The organism is Terracoccus sp. 273MFTsu3.1, assembly GCF_000383675.1.
In the GTDB taxonomy this organism is placed as follows: domain Bacteria; phylum Actinomycetota; class Actinomycetes; order Actinomycetales; family Dermatophilaceae; genus Terrabacter.
In genome coordinates, this window is the sequence record NZ_KB911821.1 from 225,145 (window position 1) to 240,469 (window position 15,325).

Genomic DNA, 15,325 nt, shown 5'->3' on the forward strand with positions numbered 1-15,325 from the left:
GACATCCTGCCTCAGGGGTTGAGACCGCCGGACATCAGACCCGGGCACCGGGCCGCCTCGGTGGGGGTCATCGGCGCGACGTCGACCGAGGCCTCCCGGGAGCGGCCGAGGTTCCACGACAGGGCGTCCTCGCGGGAGGCGCGCGCCGAGATCGTCGACGGGAGCACGATGCAGGCCGAGACGTCGCGCGGGAGGCCGGCGACGATCGCCGGGGTGGCGTCGGCCCCCAGCGTCCGGAGGTAGGCCGCATCGAGCTTGCCCGTCGCCTGGTAGCGGTCGATGTTGCGCTGTGCGACCCACGCCTCGGGGTTGGCCAGCCCCCCGACGAGCAGGATGGCCACGGCAGAGACGAGCGCCGCCCGCGGCAGCCACCAGCCCGAGAGACGGATCCCTGCGACGAGGACCAGCACGACGAGGAGGCCGAGCCAGAGCTCGAACCCGTCGACGAGCACCCGGAGCAGCGTGAAGCCGTAGGCCTGCTGGTAGAGGTCCATCCGGTGCAGGGCCGAGCCGACGACGACGAGCGTCAGGGCGCACAGCGCTCCGAGCGAGACCCGCAGCACGAGACGCTCGCGGGACGTGGAGCGGGGCGCCTTGCGGACCGCGAGCGCCACGGTCGCGAGGGTGAGCACCGTGGCGGCCGTGAGCTGGCCGAAGCCCTGGTGGACGTACTCGGCGTACGTCAGCCCGGTCGTGCGCTGGACGTAGTCGTGACCGCCGAACAGGGCCGCGGCCTGGGCGACGACGAACGCGGCGAAGAGGGCGACGACGAGACCGACGGGCACGACCCACTCCCAGAGCCGGGCCACAGGTCGTCCCGCCGGCAGGACGACGCGGTCGACGCGCGGTGGGTTGAGGGCGACGTAGCCGGCGGCGAGCAGGGCGCCGCCCATGACGAAGCCGACGAAGAAGCGGAAGGTCAGCCCGTCCCACGCGAAGTTCGGCACGATCGCCTGCGCCCACGACCCGAAGACCGCGTCGCCGGAGGCGAAGAGACCGCCGAAGACGACGAGCGCGACGAGCGAGATGGCGGCGGTGCGCACGACCGGCCAGACGACGTTGATGCGGCTCGTCGCGGCGACGGTCCGCCCGAGGAGCGGCAGTCCGCGCACGGCGGCGAGGGGCCAGGAGGCGAGGCCGGCAACGACGGAGAGGACTCCCCTGGCGTCGGTGAGGGCCGTGGTCAGCACGACGACCCCGAGCATGATCGAGAGGACCGTGAGCCACTCGGCGGCTCGCAGCACCGAGAAGGACGCGAGGCCGACGCAGAGCACGCTGCTGACCGTGGTCCAGCGGCTGGCCCGGTGGCGCGTCGTGCGCCAGAGCACGACGCCGCCGAGCAGGAGCACCCCGAAGAGGGCCACCCCGATGTCGCGGTAGGGCAGCACGACGGCGGACAGGACGCCGACCCCGAGGCAGAGCAGCAGCAGGCGCACCTGCGGCCCGAGGCCGGCCTCGGGCCAGAGGTCGCCGAAGAGCGAGTCGACGACGGGCTTGGGCTCCCCCACCGGAACGCGGGCGTATGCCGCCGGGCGGGCCTCGGAGCCCGGGGCGCCGGGCCCTCCGGCCGGGGTGGGTCCCGCCGCAGCGGGGACGGGTGCGGGCACGGTGGGCTCCTCGGTGTCGGGCGCCGCGGCGGGCGCGGTCGCGTCGGTGGTGACGGTGGGGCTCGCGGGACGGGAGGGCACGTCCTCGAGGCCCTCGGTGGCATACGGCGCGGTGCGGGCGGGGGTGCGGGGCAGGACGGCCCGGAGGCGGGCGCCGCGCTCTCCCTCGGGAGGCGCGACTGCCGAGATGGAGCCGCCGTGCAGCTCGCACACCCAGCTCGCGATGGCGAGCCCGATGCCCGTGCCTCCCCCGGAGTCGTCGCCCGACCCGAAGCGGTCGAAGATCCGGTGCACGTGCTCGGGCGGGATGCCCGGCCCCTCGTCGGCGACCATGAGCCACCAGCGGTCCGGGCCGTCGGGGCCCGCGCTCACGGTGACACGGCCACCGGCCGGGCTGTGCCGGTCGGCGTTGTCGAGCAGGTTGGCGAGCAGCTGGGCGAGGCGGGCCGCGTCCCCGGTGACGCGCAGGTCGGCGGGGACGTCGACGACGTGGACGGTGCCGCGCCGGGAGACGCCTGCCTCGGCCACGGCGCCCTCGACGAGCTCGCGGACGTCGACGTCCGCGAGCGCGAGCGGGGCGCGGCCGCCGTCGACGCGGCTGAGGTCGAGCAGGTCGCCGACGAGCGTGCCGAGTCGCTCGGCCTGGGCCAGCGCGGTGCGCAGGACGGCGTCGTCGGGGCGCACGACACCGTCGACGAGGTTCTCGAGCAGGGCCTGCTGGGCGGCGAGCGGCGTGCGCAGCTCGTGGGAGACGGTGGCGACGAGCTGGCGTCGCTGCTGGTCGGCGCCGGCGAGGTCGGCCGCCATGGTGTTGAAGGCGTCGGCGAGCACTCCCACCTCGTCGGCGGACGTCGCCGTGACGCGCTGCGAGTAGTCCCCCGTCGCCATCCGCGATGCCGCCGTCGTCATCTCGCGCAGCGGTGAGGTCATCCCGCGAGCCAGCCACTGGGTGACCCCGAGAGCGGCCGCGACGGTCACCGGGAGGGTGAGCCAGCCGGGCACCCCGGCCCGGTCGCCGATGACGGAGACGAGCGACGCGGCCACGATGCTGGCCGCGACGAGCAGACCGAGCTTGGCCTTGATCGAGCGGATGCCGTCGAGCGGCCGGTCGGCGTTCACGACCCCGCCTCGCCGGACGCCTCGGGGGCCTCGACGTGGTCGGCGGCGGCACCGGCCTCGAGCGCGTAGCCGACGCCGTGGACGGTGCGGACGCGGTCGGCCCCGATCTTGGCGCGGAGCGACTTGACGTGGCTGTCGAGGGTCCGGGTGCCGCCGGCGTCCGCCCAGCCCCAGACCTCGCGCATCAGCTCGTCGCGCTCGCGCACCGCGCCCGGCTCGGCGGCGAGGGCCAGCAGCAGGTCGAACTCGAGCGGCGTCAGGTGCACCTCACTGCCCCGGGCCGACACCCGTCGCGACCCCCGGTCGACGGTCAGGTCGCCGACCGTGAGCACGGGGGGCTGCTCGGCGGCCAGCTCGCGCGCCCGCTCGACGCGACGCAGCAGGGCACGGATGCGGGCGACGACCTCACGCATCCGGAACGGCTTGGTCACGTAGTCGTCGGCGCCGACGCCGAGACCGACGAGCAGGTCGGTCTCGTCCGCGCGCGCCGTCAGCATGAGGACCGGCACCGGGCGCTCGCCCTGGATGCGTCGGCACACCTCGAGCCCGTCGAAGCCGGGCAACATGAGGTCGAGGACGACGAGGTCGGGGGCGTGCTCCCCGTGGGCAGTGACCGCGCCGGGCCCGTCGAAGGCCTGGACCACCCGGAAACCCTCTGCCACAAGTCGATCCGTGACGGCCTGGTTGATCGTCGGGTCGTCCTCGACGACGAGCAGCACGGGAGCGCTGGCGCTCGAGGACGGTGCGGCATACCCCTGGTTCATGCCCCTGAGCCTAGGAGCGGGCGCGCGGGTGGCGAGGGTGCGACGTGTGGAGATCGTGTGAAGGCCGGCCGGGCCCACACCGGCCCGACCGGCCGCACCACTCACCACGGTGGCTCAGATGAAGAGCAGCTGCGCGCCCTCCGTCAGCTCGATGAAGTCCGAGGCCGAGATGATCCCCTCGACGTCGTCGCGGAGGTCGCCCTCGGTCAGGTGCTGCATGTCGGCCGACATCCGGCAGGCCCAGAGGTGCCCACCCGAGCCGACGATCTGGTCGAGGAACTCCGGGACCTCGGGCACGTCGAGCTCGGCGATGGCCTTCTTCATCTGCGACGTGGCGAGGTGCGTCATGCCGGGGATGCCGCCGAGGCCCTGCGGCAGGTGGGTCGCGGTGTTGCCGAGCATCGTGAACTTCAGGTCACCCGAGGTCTTCTTGTTGATCATGTCGAAGCCCCAGAAGGTGAAGAACAGGTGGGTCTCGACGCCCTCACCGAGCGCCGCGTTGGCGAGGATGAGGCCCGGGTAGGCCATGTCGAGGTTGCCCTTGCTGCAGATGATCGCCAGCTTGCGGCCCTGCGACTCGGGCGCGTCGAACCTCGGCACGAACGGCGTGGTCTGGTCGGCGTGCGTGGTCATCACACACATCCCTTCGGCTTGGGCAGCCCCGCGACGTAGGCCATCTTCTTGGCCGGCTTGCCGGGGAAGAGGTCGAAGAGGGACTTGATCGGGGTGCCGGTCTGCGTGCTGACGCGGCGGAGGGTCGCGGTCTCGCCCTGGTGGGCGAAGTCGTCGCGGAGGAAGTGGACGAGCTTCCAGTGGTCGGCCGTCAGCTCGATCCCGATGAGCCGGGCGAGCTCGGTGCCGAGGTCGTCGGACCACTGGTCGGGACGGGTGAGGAAGCCCTCGTCGTTGACCTCGACGGCGTGGCCGGCGATCGTCGTGGTGGGCATGGTTGACGCTCCTTGTCTGTGTCTGGTCGAGCTCAGGCGGCGGGGACCTTCCCCGCCATCGACATCTGTGCGGGCAGGCCGAGAGGTCGTCCGGGGAGCAGGAGGTTCCAGTAGAGGTGGCGGAACGCGAGCTTGCCGAGGTGGTTGGCGCGCGACTGCTTGAGCAGGGTCATCGGACCGAGGAGGGGTAGCGGGAAGGTGCCGGTCAGCGGCTCGGTGTCGTAGTTGAAGTCGAGGAGCATGGCCTTGCCGCCACCGGACTCGACGAAGCAGTTGGCGTGGCCGTCGAAGGAGTGCGTCATGGCCTGCCCGCGAGCGTGCTCGACGAAGTTGTCGACGAAGACCTCGACGGAGAAGTGCGCGACGGAGCCGGCCTTCGACGTCGGGATCGTGCTCGCGTCGCCGAGGACCCAGATCTCCGGGTGCGCGGTGGAGCGCATCGTGTGCCTGTCGACCGGGACGTAGTTCAGCTCGTCGCCGAGTCCCGACCGGGCGACGAAGTCGGCGCCCATGTTGACCGGGACCGTCACGAGCTGGTCGTAGGCGATCTCGCGCTCGTCGTAGGACACGAGGACGCGCCGCTCCTGGTCCACGTGCTCGACCATGAAGTCCGCCTCGAGGGTGATCCCCTTGTCGGTGAGCAGGTGGCCGAGCTCGCGGCTCGCGACCGGCTTGGTGAAGGCACCGTCGAGCGGTGTCACGTAGACGATCTCGGAGTGGTCGCGCAGGCCCCGGCGCCGCAGGAAGTCGTCGGCGAGGAAGGCGAACTCGAGGGGTGCCACCGGGCACTTGATGGGCATCTCGGTGACGTGCACGACGAGCCGGCCGCCCGAGAAGGCGGCGAGCGACTCGCGCAGGGACAGGGCGCCCTCATAGGTGTAGAACTCGCCGACGCTGCGGTGCCACTCGGCCCCGAGCATCCCGGGCGTCTGGTCGGGTCGCGGGCTCGTGCCGGAGGCGACGACGAGCTCGTCGTAGGTGAGCGTGCGTCCGTCGACGAGTGAGACCTCCCGGCCCTGCGGGTCGACGCGGTCGACGTCGCCGAGCACGAGCTCGACCCCGTCGGTGATGAGGCCGTGCCGGCTGCGCCTGACCTGCTCCGGCTCGATGAGCCCGAAGGGAAGGAAGAGGTAGCCCGGCTGGTAGTCGTGGACGTCGTCCCTGTCGACGACGACGATGCGCCACTCGCTGGTGGGGAGGCGGTGCCTCAGCTTGTTCACGACCATGGTGCCGGCCGTGCCCGCTCCCAGGACCACGAGCGTTCTCATGGTGGTGGTCATGCTCCGAAAGTACCCCCGTGGGTATCAGGAGCGCTGTGAGCCACGAGACAACGCGGCTGTGAGGTGTGAGACAAAGGCTTGCCTCACAAGCGATTTCGCCGACGTTGCCACGGGGCGGACGTCAGTCGGCCGTGAGCCACCGACCGAAGAGCCGGGTCACGAACGGGAGGAGGACGTAGGTCATCCAGGGCGTCGCGAGCAGGGTCGTCACGAGGACGCGCAGGACGACCGGCCAGTCGCCACTGAACGGCGACAGAAGGTAGGACAGCGCGAGGCTGGTCGGGAAGAAGGCGATCCAGATGACGCTCGCCTGCTTCCAGCGCGGCGGCGGTCCGGTCGGTCCGTCGGCCCCGGCCTCGTGCACCGAGGACGACGCCGGCTCGTCGAACCAGCCCTCGATGCCGGTGCGGTACTCCGTGCGGCGGTGCTCGACGAGGTCCGCCGCCGAGCGCAGCCACCGCAGCCGCTCGGGCGACCGCTCCCACGTGTCGAGGTGGGCGCGCGAGTCGAAGCGGTAGAGCATGTGCCAGTCCTCGGTGCCGGACCGCACCCACCCGGCGCCGAGGAAGCCCTCGAAGCGCTCGGCCATCGACGTTCCGGCGTGGACCCAGGCCTGCATGAGCATCTCGTCCTCGGGGGCCACGCGACGGGTGATCGAGACGGTCAGCGGACCGTCGACCGCGGCGCCGGCCGGCGAGTCGGTGGTGGTGCTCATGGGCTGTCCTCCTGGGGCTGGGTCCGATCGGCCGGTGTCGGCCCCGGAACGCGACGATGCCGGCCGCCCCGGAGGGGGCGACCGGCATACGTCGTCGTGATGCGCGGGTTCTGCGCTACGCGTGGTGCGACGGCACGAGGGAGGTCAGGACCTCACTGGCCGACGCGGAAGCGCGCGAAGGACTTCGCCGTGGCGCCGCCCTCCTCGAGCACCTTGCCGACGGTCTTCTTGGCGTCCTTGGCGAACGCCTGCTCGAGCAGGACGTTCTCCTTGAAGAAGCCGTTGACGCGACCCTCGATGATGCGGGGAAGAGCAGCCTCGGGCTTGCCCTCCTCCTTGGCCGTGGCCTCGGCGACGCGACGCTCGTTCTCGACCGTCTCGGCCGGGACCTCCTCGCGCGTCAGCACCGTGGGGCTGAACGCGGCGATGTGCATCGCGACGTCGCGACCGACGGTCTCGTCGCCGCCCTCGAGCGCGACGAGGACACCGATCTGCGCGGGCAGGTCGGGGCTCGTCTTGTGGAGGTAGGAGACGACCTTGTCGCCCTCGAGACGCGCCACGCGGCGGACCTCGATCTTCTCGCCGATGGTGGCGTTGGCCTCGTCGAGCAGCTCCTTGACGGTCTTGCCGTCCTCGAGCGTGCTCGCGAGGAGCGAGTCGGCGTCGGTGGCACCGGCGGCGACGGCCTGGGTGAGGACCTGGTCGGCCAGGGCGATGAACTTCTCGCCCTTCGCGACGAAGTCGGTCTCGCAGTTGACCTCGACCAGGGTGCCGACGCCGTCGGTGGCCGAGGCCGCCACGAGGCCGTTGGAGGCCGAGCGGCCCTCACGCTTCGTGACGCCCTTGAGGCCCTTGACGCGCAGGATCTCGATGGCCTTGGCGCGGTCGCCCTCGGCCTCGTCGAGCGCCTTCTTGACGTCCATCATGCCGGCGCCCGTCTGCTCGCGCAGCGCCTTGATGTCAGCGGCGGTGTAGTTCGCCATGCTCTGTATCGCTCTTTTCGTCAGTGGAGATTGACTCGTGTGATGCGGCTGGTGCGGAAGGCCTTCAGGCCTTCTCGGCACCGGCCGTCGCCTCGGCGGGAGCCTCGGTGGCCTCGGTGGCCGGAGCCTCGGTGGCATCGGTGGCCGGAGCCAGAGCAGCCGGAGCCTCAGCGGCCGGCGCCTCCGTGGCGTCAGCGGCCGGAGCCTCGGTCGCCTCGGCGGCGGGGGCCTCGGTGGTCTCCGTCGTGGCAGCAGCGTCGGCGTAGAGCTCGCGCTCCCACTCGGCCAGCGGCTCCTCGGCCTGCGCGTCGCCACCGGACTTGCCCGACGAGCGCTGGACGAGGCCGTCGGCGACGGCGTCGGCGATGACCCGGGTCAGCAGCGTGACGGAGCGGATCGCGTCGTCGTTGCCGGGGATCTTGTAGTCGACCTCGTCGGGGTCGCAGTTCGTGTCGAGGATCGCGATGACCGGGAGGCCGAGCTTGCGCGCCTCGTCGACGGCGAGGTGCTCCTTCTTGGTGTCGACGATCCACACGGCCGAGGGGACCTTGGCCATGGTGCGGATGCCGCCCAGGGTGCGCTCGAGCTTGATCATCTCGCGCTTGAGGATGAGCAGCTCCTTCTTCGTGTAGCCCGAGCCGGCCACGTCGTCGAAGTTCAGCTCCTCGAGCTCCTTGAGGCGCGTGAGGCGCTTGGAGATCGTCTGGAAGTTGGTGAGCATGCCACCGAGCCAGCGGTGGTTGACGTACGGCATGCCGACGCGCGTCGCCTGCTCGGCGATGGGCTCCTGGGCCTGCTTCTTCGTGCCGACGAAGAGGATGGTGCCACCGTGGGCGACCGTCTCCTTGACGAAGTCGTACGCGTTGTTGATGTACGTCAGCGACTGCTGCAGGTCGATGATGTAGATGCCATTGCGCTCGGTCATGATGAAGCGCTTCATCTTGGGGTTCCAGCGACGGGTCTGGTGCCCGAAGTGGACGCCGCTCTCGAGGAGCTGGCGCATGGTGACGACGGCCATGCCGTGTTCTCCCTAGTGTCGTTGTTGTCAGTTGTGCGTGGGCGCGGACGCCGGACGGTCACGTGGAGCACGTGGCCCGACCTGCGGCATACGACCTCACTCCTGGCGCCTGACACACCCCGCCCCGCCGCGAACGGTGGGGACTGCCGTGGTGTGACCCGGTCCGGCGGACCGGCAGAAGACGCGCGAATTGCGGTCCGTGCGACGAGCACACGGGACCGCCGACCATCGTACGTCCTGACCCGGGTGGTGGAGAAATCGTGGCGACCCGACAGAATGGCCCGCATGGCGCACTGGGTGGAGACGATCCCGGCCTTCGTCGTCCTCACGGTGGTGCTCTTCCTGCCCGGCTGGCTCGTCGTGCGCGCTCTGGGCGCACGCGGGCTCGAGGCGCTGGCCGTCTCCCCCGCGGTCTCCGTCGGCATCATCGCCGTCTGCGCCACGCTCGCGCAGCGGGTCGGGGTGCGCTGGGGGCTGCTGCCGCTCGTCGTCGTCACGGCGCTCGCCGTGGCCGTCGCCTGGCTCGGGATGCGGCTCTTCGGCCGCCACGACCCGGAGCTCGGCGCGACCCGCCGTCTCCTCGGCCGGCCCCGGCCCGACGCGGTCGTCGCCATCGCCATCGGTGCCGTCCTCGCGCTCGCCACGATCCTCCCGGCGATCGGTCGACCCGACGAGCTCGTCGACTCCCCCGACGCCGTCTACCACCTCGGGCGCATCAAGACCTTCCTCGAGACCGGCAACTTCTCGATCGCCAACCCGACCTTCTACCCCAACGGCTTCCACTCGTGGATCGCGACCAGCCTCCTGCCCGGTGTCGCCGACGTGCTGCCCGGCACCAACGTCGCGACGATCGTGCTCGCGGCTCTCGTCTGGCCGATCGGCTGCGTGGCCCTCGTGCGCCACGCGCTCGGCACCTCCCGCCTCGTGACGTATGCCGCCGGGTTCGCCTCCGCCGCCTTCATCGCCTTCCCGACGATCCTCCTCGGCTGGGGCGTCCTGTGGCCCAACCTCATGGCGACGGCGCTGACCCCCGGCGCGCTCGCCCTCATGCTCCAGGCGGCGCGGTCCGGGCGCATCGGGCAGTGGCTCGCCTTCGTCGCCGCGATGCCGGGCCTCGCCATGATCCAGCCCAACGCGCTCGTGGCCCTCGTGCTCTTCGCGCTCGTCTGGTTCGTCACCGCGAGGGTGCGGGCGGGGCTGCTGCACCACGTCTCGTGGTGGGTCGTCGCGCGCGACCTCGCGATCGTCGCCGTCGTCGGTGTGGCCGGGCTCGTGGCCGCCCCCGTCGTGTCGGCCCAGCTGGCCTCGACCCAGTCCTACGAGTGGAAGGACCGCGTCTCGGTCTGGACCGCCCTCGTCGAGGTCGTCGGCGGCCGGCTGCAGATCCCCGACCTGCTCTGGGGCGTCGTCGTGCTCATCGCGCTCGGGATCGGCTGGATCGCGCTGCGCGCCAGGGCAGCCCTGCCGGTCGTGGCCATGTGGGGCGCCGTCGTCGTCCTCTACGTCATGGCGGCGTCGTCGACGACGTCGTGGACCTCCCTCGTCACGGGCTACTGGTACAACGACAAGGTCCGGCTCGCCTCGCTCGCCGCCGTCCCCGGCGTCGTCCTCGTCGCCGCGGCCGCCCCCGCCCTGCGTGAGCTGCTGCGCAAGGTGCCCGGCCTCGGGTCGCGTCCCGCCGTCGTCGGTCTCACCGCGGTGCTCGTCATCCCGCTCCTCACCCTCGGGCTCAACGGGGCCACCCGCGAGCGGATGCTCACCGGCTTCTTCCAGCCCGACGAGCCGAAGAAGGTCATCCTGTCGTTCGAGGCCCAGGACTCCCTGCGCCGGCTCGACGCCCTCATCCCGCCCGGCCAGGGTGTCGTCGGCCGCCCCGAGAACGGCTCACCGCTCATGTGGCCGCTCTTCGGCACCAACACGCTCTATCGCTCCATCCCCATCCCGACGACCGGCGACGAGATCGTCATCGGCACCGGCTTCGACGACATGGCGAACCGGCCGGACGTCTGCGCGGCCATGGCGCGCCACGACATCCGCTGGGCCATCGACTCGACGCACGTCTACTGGCTCGACCGCCCGGAGCGCTCGTCCGGACTCAAGGACCTCGCCGACGTCGACGGCGTCGAGCCCGTCCGGACCGACGGGGACTACACGCTCTACCGCGTCACCGGGTGCGGGCTGGGTGCCGCGGCGGCCTCCTGAACCGGCCGGACGGCATACGCCCTCGGGTCTGCCGATCCGACTCGTGGACGGCGCGTAACGCTCTCGGCCCGCGCGCGATGGTGGGGGTGGAGATCCCACCAGGACCCCCTGACCGGGTGGGATCTCCACTCACGTCCGCGGCACGGACCCCTCCACAGCCGCCGCAGGGCGCAGAGCCCCCGCCACGTGCCCCGGCGGGGGCTCTCCCGTGTCGGCACGTCCGTCGTGGCTACGCTCGGTCCATGAGCTCGCCGCTGATCTCGCGCATGCAGCCCTTCGGGACGACGATCTTCGCCGAGATGTCGGCGCTCGCGACCCGGACCGGTGCGATCAACCTCGGACAGGGCTTCCCCGACACGGACGGACCCCGGGAGATGCTCGAGGCGGCGAAGGCCGCGATCGACGGCGGTCGCAACCAGTACCCGCCGGGGCCCGGGGTCCCGGAGCTGCTCGAGGCGGTCGCCGCGCACCAGGAGCGCTTCTACGGGATCTCGCTCGACCCCGCGTCGCAGGTGCTCGTCACCGCCGGTGCGACCGAGGCGATCGCGTCGGTCGTCCTCGCGCTCTGCGACCCGGGCGACGAGGTCGTCACCTTCGAGCCCTACTACGACTCGTATGCCGCCACGATCGCCCTCGCGGGAGCGACCCGCCGCACGTCCGTGCTCCGCTTCCCCGACTTCGCGGTCGACGAGGCGTCGCTGCGGGCGGCCTTCTCGTCGCGGACCCGTCTCGTGCTGCTCAACACGCCGCACAACCCGACGGGGAAGGTCTTCACGCGGCCCGAGCTCGACCTCATCGCGTCGCTCGCGCGCGAGCACGACGCCTGGGTCGTCACCGACGAGGTCTACGAGCACCTCGTCTTCGACGACGCCGAGCACGTGCCGATGGCGACCCTGCCGGGCATGGCCGACCGCACCCTCACGATCAGCTCCGGCGGCAAGACGTTCTCGGCCACGGGCTGGAAGGTCGGCTGGCTCTCGGGTCCCGCCGAGGCGGTCGCGGCGGCGCGCACCGTCAAGCAGTTCCTCACCTACGTCGCGTCCGGGCCGTTCCAGCCGGCCGTCGCTCTCGCCCTCGGGCTCGGCGACGAGGTGTACGCCGGCCTGCGGGACTCGCTCCAGGCCAAGCGAGACCTGCTGTGCTCGGCGCTCGAGGCGTCCGGGCTCCGGGTCGCCCGCCCGTCCGGCACGTACTTCGTCATCGCGGACGCGGCACCGCTCGGCGCCGTCGACGGGCTGGAGTTCGCCCGGCGGCTGCCGGACCTGGCCGGGGTGGTCGGGGTGCCGGTGTCCGTCTTCCACGACGACCAGGAGGCGGCGCGCACGTTGGTGCGGTTCGCCTTCTGCAAGAAGGACGAGGTCCTGCTCGAGGCCAGCCGCCGCCTCGCCGCCGCCGGCATCCCGACCTCCCCGACCTCCCCGACCTCCCCGACCTCCCCGACCGCACCCTCCACCACCCCCTGACCCATCGAGTGAGCGCGCAATCACACTCGAGTGAGCGCTCCGTCCCACTCGAGTGAGCGCTCGGTCCCACATCCACACGGCCCGTTCGCCGTCCACATGTCTTCGGGAGACGCGCCCCTTCATCCACAGGTGCGCTGACACACGTGCTGTCCCGGCCGAACCCGGACGACGATGAGGCCATGTCGATCGGTTCAGCCCTGCTCAGCGCCGTCCTCGCGGCGGCATCCCTGACGAGTGCGAGCTCGGTGTCCGTCACGTCCGGGACACCGGGCTCCGCTCGCGGACCCTTCTCCTCACCGGCGACGTCGGCCCACTGGGCATGGCCGCTCGACCCACGCCCGGAGGTGGTGCGGCGGTTCGACCCTCCGGACCAGCCGTGGCTACCCGGCCATCGCGGTGTCGACCTGGCCGCCACTGTGGGCCAGTCCGTCAGGGCCCCGACAGCGGGTCGGATCGCCTGGACCGGCGTCATCGCCGGGCGTGCGGTCGTCGTCGTGGCGCACGACGGAGGACTGCGGAGCACCTTCGAGCCGGCGGCCGCGGCCGCACCAGCCGGCACGACGGTCGCTCGCGGAGACAGGGTCGGCATCGTGACGTCGACCCCGGGACACTGTGCGCCGCGCACTTGCCTGCACTGGGGCGTGCTGAGGGGTGAGTCCTACCTCGATCCGCTGTCGTTCGTGGGTCGAGCGCCGGTCGTCCTGCTCCCGCTCTCGTAGCGCCGCCGACCCGCCGGTCACGCCCGCGGGTGGGCCTGCTCGTAGCTGCGCCGCAGCCGGTCGACGGAGACGTGCGTGTAGATCTGCGTCGTTGCGAGACTCGCGTGGCCGAGGATCTCCTGCACCATGCGGAGGTCCGCGCCACCCTCCAGCAGGTGCGTGGCGGCGCTGTGTCGCAGCCCGTGCGGACCCAGGTCCGGCGCGTCAGGCAGATGCGAGAGCAGCTCGTGCACGGCAGACCGGACCTGCCGGGCATCCACCCGGCGACCGCGTCGCCCCAGGAAGAGCGCAGGTCCGGAGTGCTCACCGACGAGCCGGGACCGGACCGCCAGCCACGCCTCGATGGCGCGGCCCGCCGGCGCGCCGAACGGCACGATCCGCTCCTTGGCACCCTTGCCCATGACGCGCACGACACCTTGCGCCAGATCGAGGTCGTCGATGTCGAGCGCGGCGAGCTCCCCCACCCGGATGCCGCTCGCGTACAACAGCTCGAGCATGGCGCGGTCGCGCACGTGGATCGGGTCCTCGTCGTCGGCTCGGGTGGCGGCGAGGTCGAGCATCTCGCTGGCCTCGTCCTGACGAAGGACGCCCGGAAGCGTGGCATGCCGCTTGGGTGCGACGAGGCGTAGGGACGGATCGGTGGGGATGCGACCGGTGTGCTCGGCCCACCGGAGGAAGGTGCGTGCGGAGGCGGCGCGGCGCGCGATCGTCGCCCGGGCGGCGCCCGCGTCGGCCTGGACCCCGAGCCACGCCCGGAGGTCACCGATGCGCAGGTCGCCGATCTCGTCGATCCCGCGGGCAGCGGCGAAGGTCAGCAGGTGTCGGACGTCCCCGAGGTAGGCCCGTCGGGTGTGGACCGAACGCCCTCGCTCGGCGCCGAGGTGACGGGAGTACGCGTGGAGCAGCTCCGAGTGCCGCTCGAGCACGTCTGGTACCGCCTTGACCACATCCGTCACTCCCGCACCATCGCAAAGCGCGGAGGGTTAGGCAAGTACTGCTCCGACACCAGCCATGACGCCGACACGACGAAGACGGCTCCCAGCTCGGGTGGCCGCGGGGGCTCGCCCGTCTCCGACTCAAGTGGGACGCGAGTGACGGCGAGGCCACTCGAGTAGGACGGAGCGCTTGTTCGACTGGGACCGAGCGCTCACTCGAGTGGGACCGCGCGCTCACTCGAGTGGGGCGGGGCGTTCACTCGAGTGGGACCGCGCGCTCACTCGAGTGGGACCGCGCGCTCGTTCGAGTGGGACGGGGCGCTCACTCGAGTGGGGCGGGGCGCTCACTCGAGTGGGGCGGGGCGCTCACTCGAGTGGGCGGAGCGCTCACTCGAGTGGGCGGAGCGCTTGCTCGGGCTTGGCTCGGCGGGGCTGGGGGCGTTTGCGCCAGGTGCCGGCGGACTCGGTCACGAGGCCCATCCGCTCGAGTCGTCCGAGCGCCGCCCGCACCATGAGCGGCGCGAGGGCGACCTGGCGGACGATGGCGTCGAGGGTCAGTCCGGATCGGAAGGGCACGACCTCGAGGACGGACGCATCGAGGGGCGGCAGGTCGTCTTCGGGCCGGACGGGCCCACGGGCCGGCCCGCACGCGTCGTCGCCGAGGTCGCCCACGAGGTCGATGACCTCGTCGGCACTCGTGACGAGGACCGCCCGGCCGTCGCGGATCTCCTGGTGACAGCCGGCCGACGTCATCGACGTCGTCGGACCGGGCACGGCGCCGACGTGGCGGCCGGCCTCGATCGCGTGCTTGACGGTGTTGCGCGAGCCGGAGCGCAGGTCGGCCTCGACCACGACCGTGCCGCGCGTCATCCCGGCGATGAGCCGGTTGCGGGCGAGGAACCGTGACTTCATCGGCGCCGACCCGGGGGCCACCTCCGACACGACGAGTCCGTCGCGGGCGATCCGCGAGATGAGGGTGGCATGCGCCGAGGGGTAGGGCCGCTCCACCCCTCCGGCGAGGACGGCGACCGTGGCACCGTCGACGGCGAGCGCACCGCGGTGGGCGCTGCCGTCGATGCCGAACGCGGCGCCGGACACGACGGTCCATCCCCTCCGTGCGACGCCGGCCGCGAGGTCGGCGGCGACCTGCTCGCCGTAGCCGGTGGCGGCCCGTGAGCCGACGATCGCGACGGACCGCTCCACCGTCTCGGCGAGATCGAGCGGTCCGCGGACCCAGAGGCAGTAGGGCGGTACGGGGATCTGCCCGAGCCGTTCCGGCCACTCGTCGTCGCCGGGCACGACGACCCGCGCGCCGACTTTCGCCGCGATGTCGAGGTCGCGCTCGGTGTCGAGGCTGGCGAGCCGGGCCCGGAACCGGGTCAACGTGCCCCGACCAGCCCGGATGCGCTCGAACGTCTCGACGGCGCCGAGCTCGTCGATGAGGCCGGGCACCTCCTTGTCGCACGGCTCCGCGAGACGCGACAGCGCGGCTCGGGCGAACCGGTCAGCGTCCACGACGGACCCCCGCCATCGAGCCCATCCGACCGTGAGCATGCCGACGATGCCGTCCTCG

Annotated in this window: 13 protein-coding genes; 3 read left to right on the forward strand and 10 right to left on the reverse strand. The window is 72.1% G+C overall.

Going from position 1 to position 15,325, the window contains the following annotated elements; translation table 11 throughout:
* Positions 1 to 11: 11 nt before the first annotated feature.
* The 8 genes from H283_RS0106675 to rpsB all read right to left on the reverse strand — a co-directional run bounded on the left by H283_RS0106675 (position 12) and on the right by rpsB (position 8,433).
* Positions 12 to 2,726, reverse strand: coding sequence for a DUF4153 domain-containing protein (locus H283_RS0106675; RefSeq protein WP_020142741.1), 2,715 nt, complete (start codon positions 2,724 to 2,726; stop codon positions 12 to 14).
* Positions 2,723 to 3,490, reverse strand: coding sequence for a response regulator transcription factor (locus tag H283_RS0106680; protein ID WP_051103554.1), 768 nt, complete (start codon positions 3,488 to 3,490; stop codon positions 2,723 to 2,725). The genes H283_RS0106675 and H283_RS0106680 overlap by 4 nt, the downstream gene beginning before the upstream one ends.
* 114 nt (positions 3,491 to 3,604) lie before the next feature.
* Positions 3,605 to 4,123, reverse strand: coding sequence for a DsrE/DsrF/DrsH-like family protein (locus H283_RS0106685; RefSeq protein WP_020142743.1), 519 nt, complete (start codon positions 4,121 to 4,123; stop codon positions 3,605 to 3,607).
* On the reverse strand, positions 4,123 to 4,437 hold the full coding sequence (locus tag H283_RS0106690) for a TusE/DsrC/DsvC family sulfur relay protein (RefSeq protein WP_020142744.1): 315 nt from the start codon (positions 4,435 to 4,437) through the stop codon (positions 4,123 to 4,125). Before H283_RS0106690 ends, H283_RS0106685 begins: the two co-directional genes overlap by 1 nt.
* A 32-nt stretch (positions 4,438 to 4,469) precedes the next feature.
* The gene (locus H283_RS0106695; RefSeq protein ID WP_196805933.1) at positions 4,470 to 5,717 is read right to left on the reverse strand and encodes an NAD(P)/FAD-dependent oxidoreductase; all 1,248 of its coding nucleotides are present in this window, start codon (positions 5,715 to 5,717) and stop codon (positions 4,470 to 4,472) included.
* 121 nt (positions 5,718 to 5,838) lie between these two features.
* Positions 5,839 to 6,432, reverse strand: a complete 594-nt coding sequence (locus H283_RS0106700) for an antibiotic biosynthesis monooxygenase (protein ID WP_020142746.1) — start codon at positions 6,430 to 6,432, stop codon at positions 5,839 to 5,841.
* Positions 6,433 to 6,584: 152 nt separating this feature from the next.
* A complete protein-coding gene (tsf, locus tag H283_RS0106705) occupies positions 6,585 to 7,415 on the reverse strand; it encodes a translation elongation factor Ts (protein WP_020142747.1) in 831 nt (276 codons plus the stop codon).
* 64 nt (positions 7,416 to 7,479) lie between these two features.
* A complete protein-coding gene (gene rpsB / locus H283_RS24260; RefSeq protein ID WP_020142748.1) occupies positions 7,480 to 8,433 on the reverse strand; it encodes a 30S ribosomal protein S2 in 954 nt (317 codons plus the stop codon).
* Positions 8,434 to 8,718: 285 nt separating this feature from the next.
* On the opposite strand from rpsB, the gene H283_RS0106715 reads away from it, so the two are divergent.
* The 3 genes from H283_RS0106715 to H283_RS0106725 all read left to right on the forward strand — a co-directional run bounded on the left by H283_RS0106715 (position 8,719) and on the right by H283_RS0106725 (position 12,817).
* On the forward strand, positions 8,719 to 10,635 hold the full coding sequence (locus tag H283_RS0106715) for a DUF6541 family protein (protein ID WP_020142749.1): 1,917 nt from the start codon (positions 8,719 to 8,721) through the stop codon (positions 10,633 to 10,635).
* Positions 10,636 to 10,877: 242 nt separating this feature from the next.
* Positions 10,878 to 12,098, forward strand: coding sequence for a pyridoxal phosphate-dependent aminotransferase (locus H283_RS24265; RefSeq protein ID WP_020142750.1), 1,221 nt, complete (start codon positions 10,878 to 10,880; stop codon positions 12,096 to 12,098).
* Positions 12,099 to 12,277: 179 nt separating this feature from the next.
* Positions 12,278 to 12,817, forward strand: a complete 540-nt coding sequence (locus H283_RS0106725) for a M23 family metallopeptidase (protein ID WP_028785383.1) — start codon at positions 12,278 to 12,280, stop codon at positions 12,815 to 12,817.
* Between the two features lie 17 nt (positions 12,818 to 12,834).
* Here H283_RS0106725 and H283_RS0106730 read toward each other — a convergent pair whose 3' ends face one another.
* Together H283_RS0106730 and dprA are read right to left on the reverse strand one after the other, a co-directional pair.
* Complete coding sequence (locus tag H283_RS0106730; protein WP_020142752.1) at positions 12,835 to 13,764, reverse strand: tyrosine recombinase XerC; 930 nt, start codon at positions 13,762 to 13,764, stop codon at positions 12,835 to 12,837.
* A 375-nt stretch (positions 13,765 to 14,139) separates the two neighbouring features.
* Complete coding sequence (gene dprA / locus H283_RS0106735; protein ID WP_156023032.1) at positions 14,140 to 15,267, reverse strand: DNA-processing protein DprA; 1,128 nt, start codon at positions 15,265 to 15,267, stop codon at positions 14,140 to 14,142.
* Positions 15,268 to 15,325 lie beyond the last annotated feature (58 nt).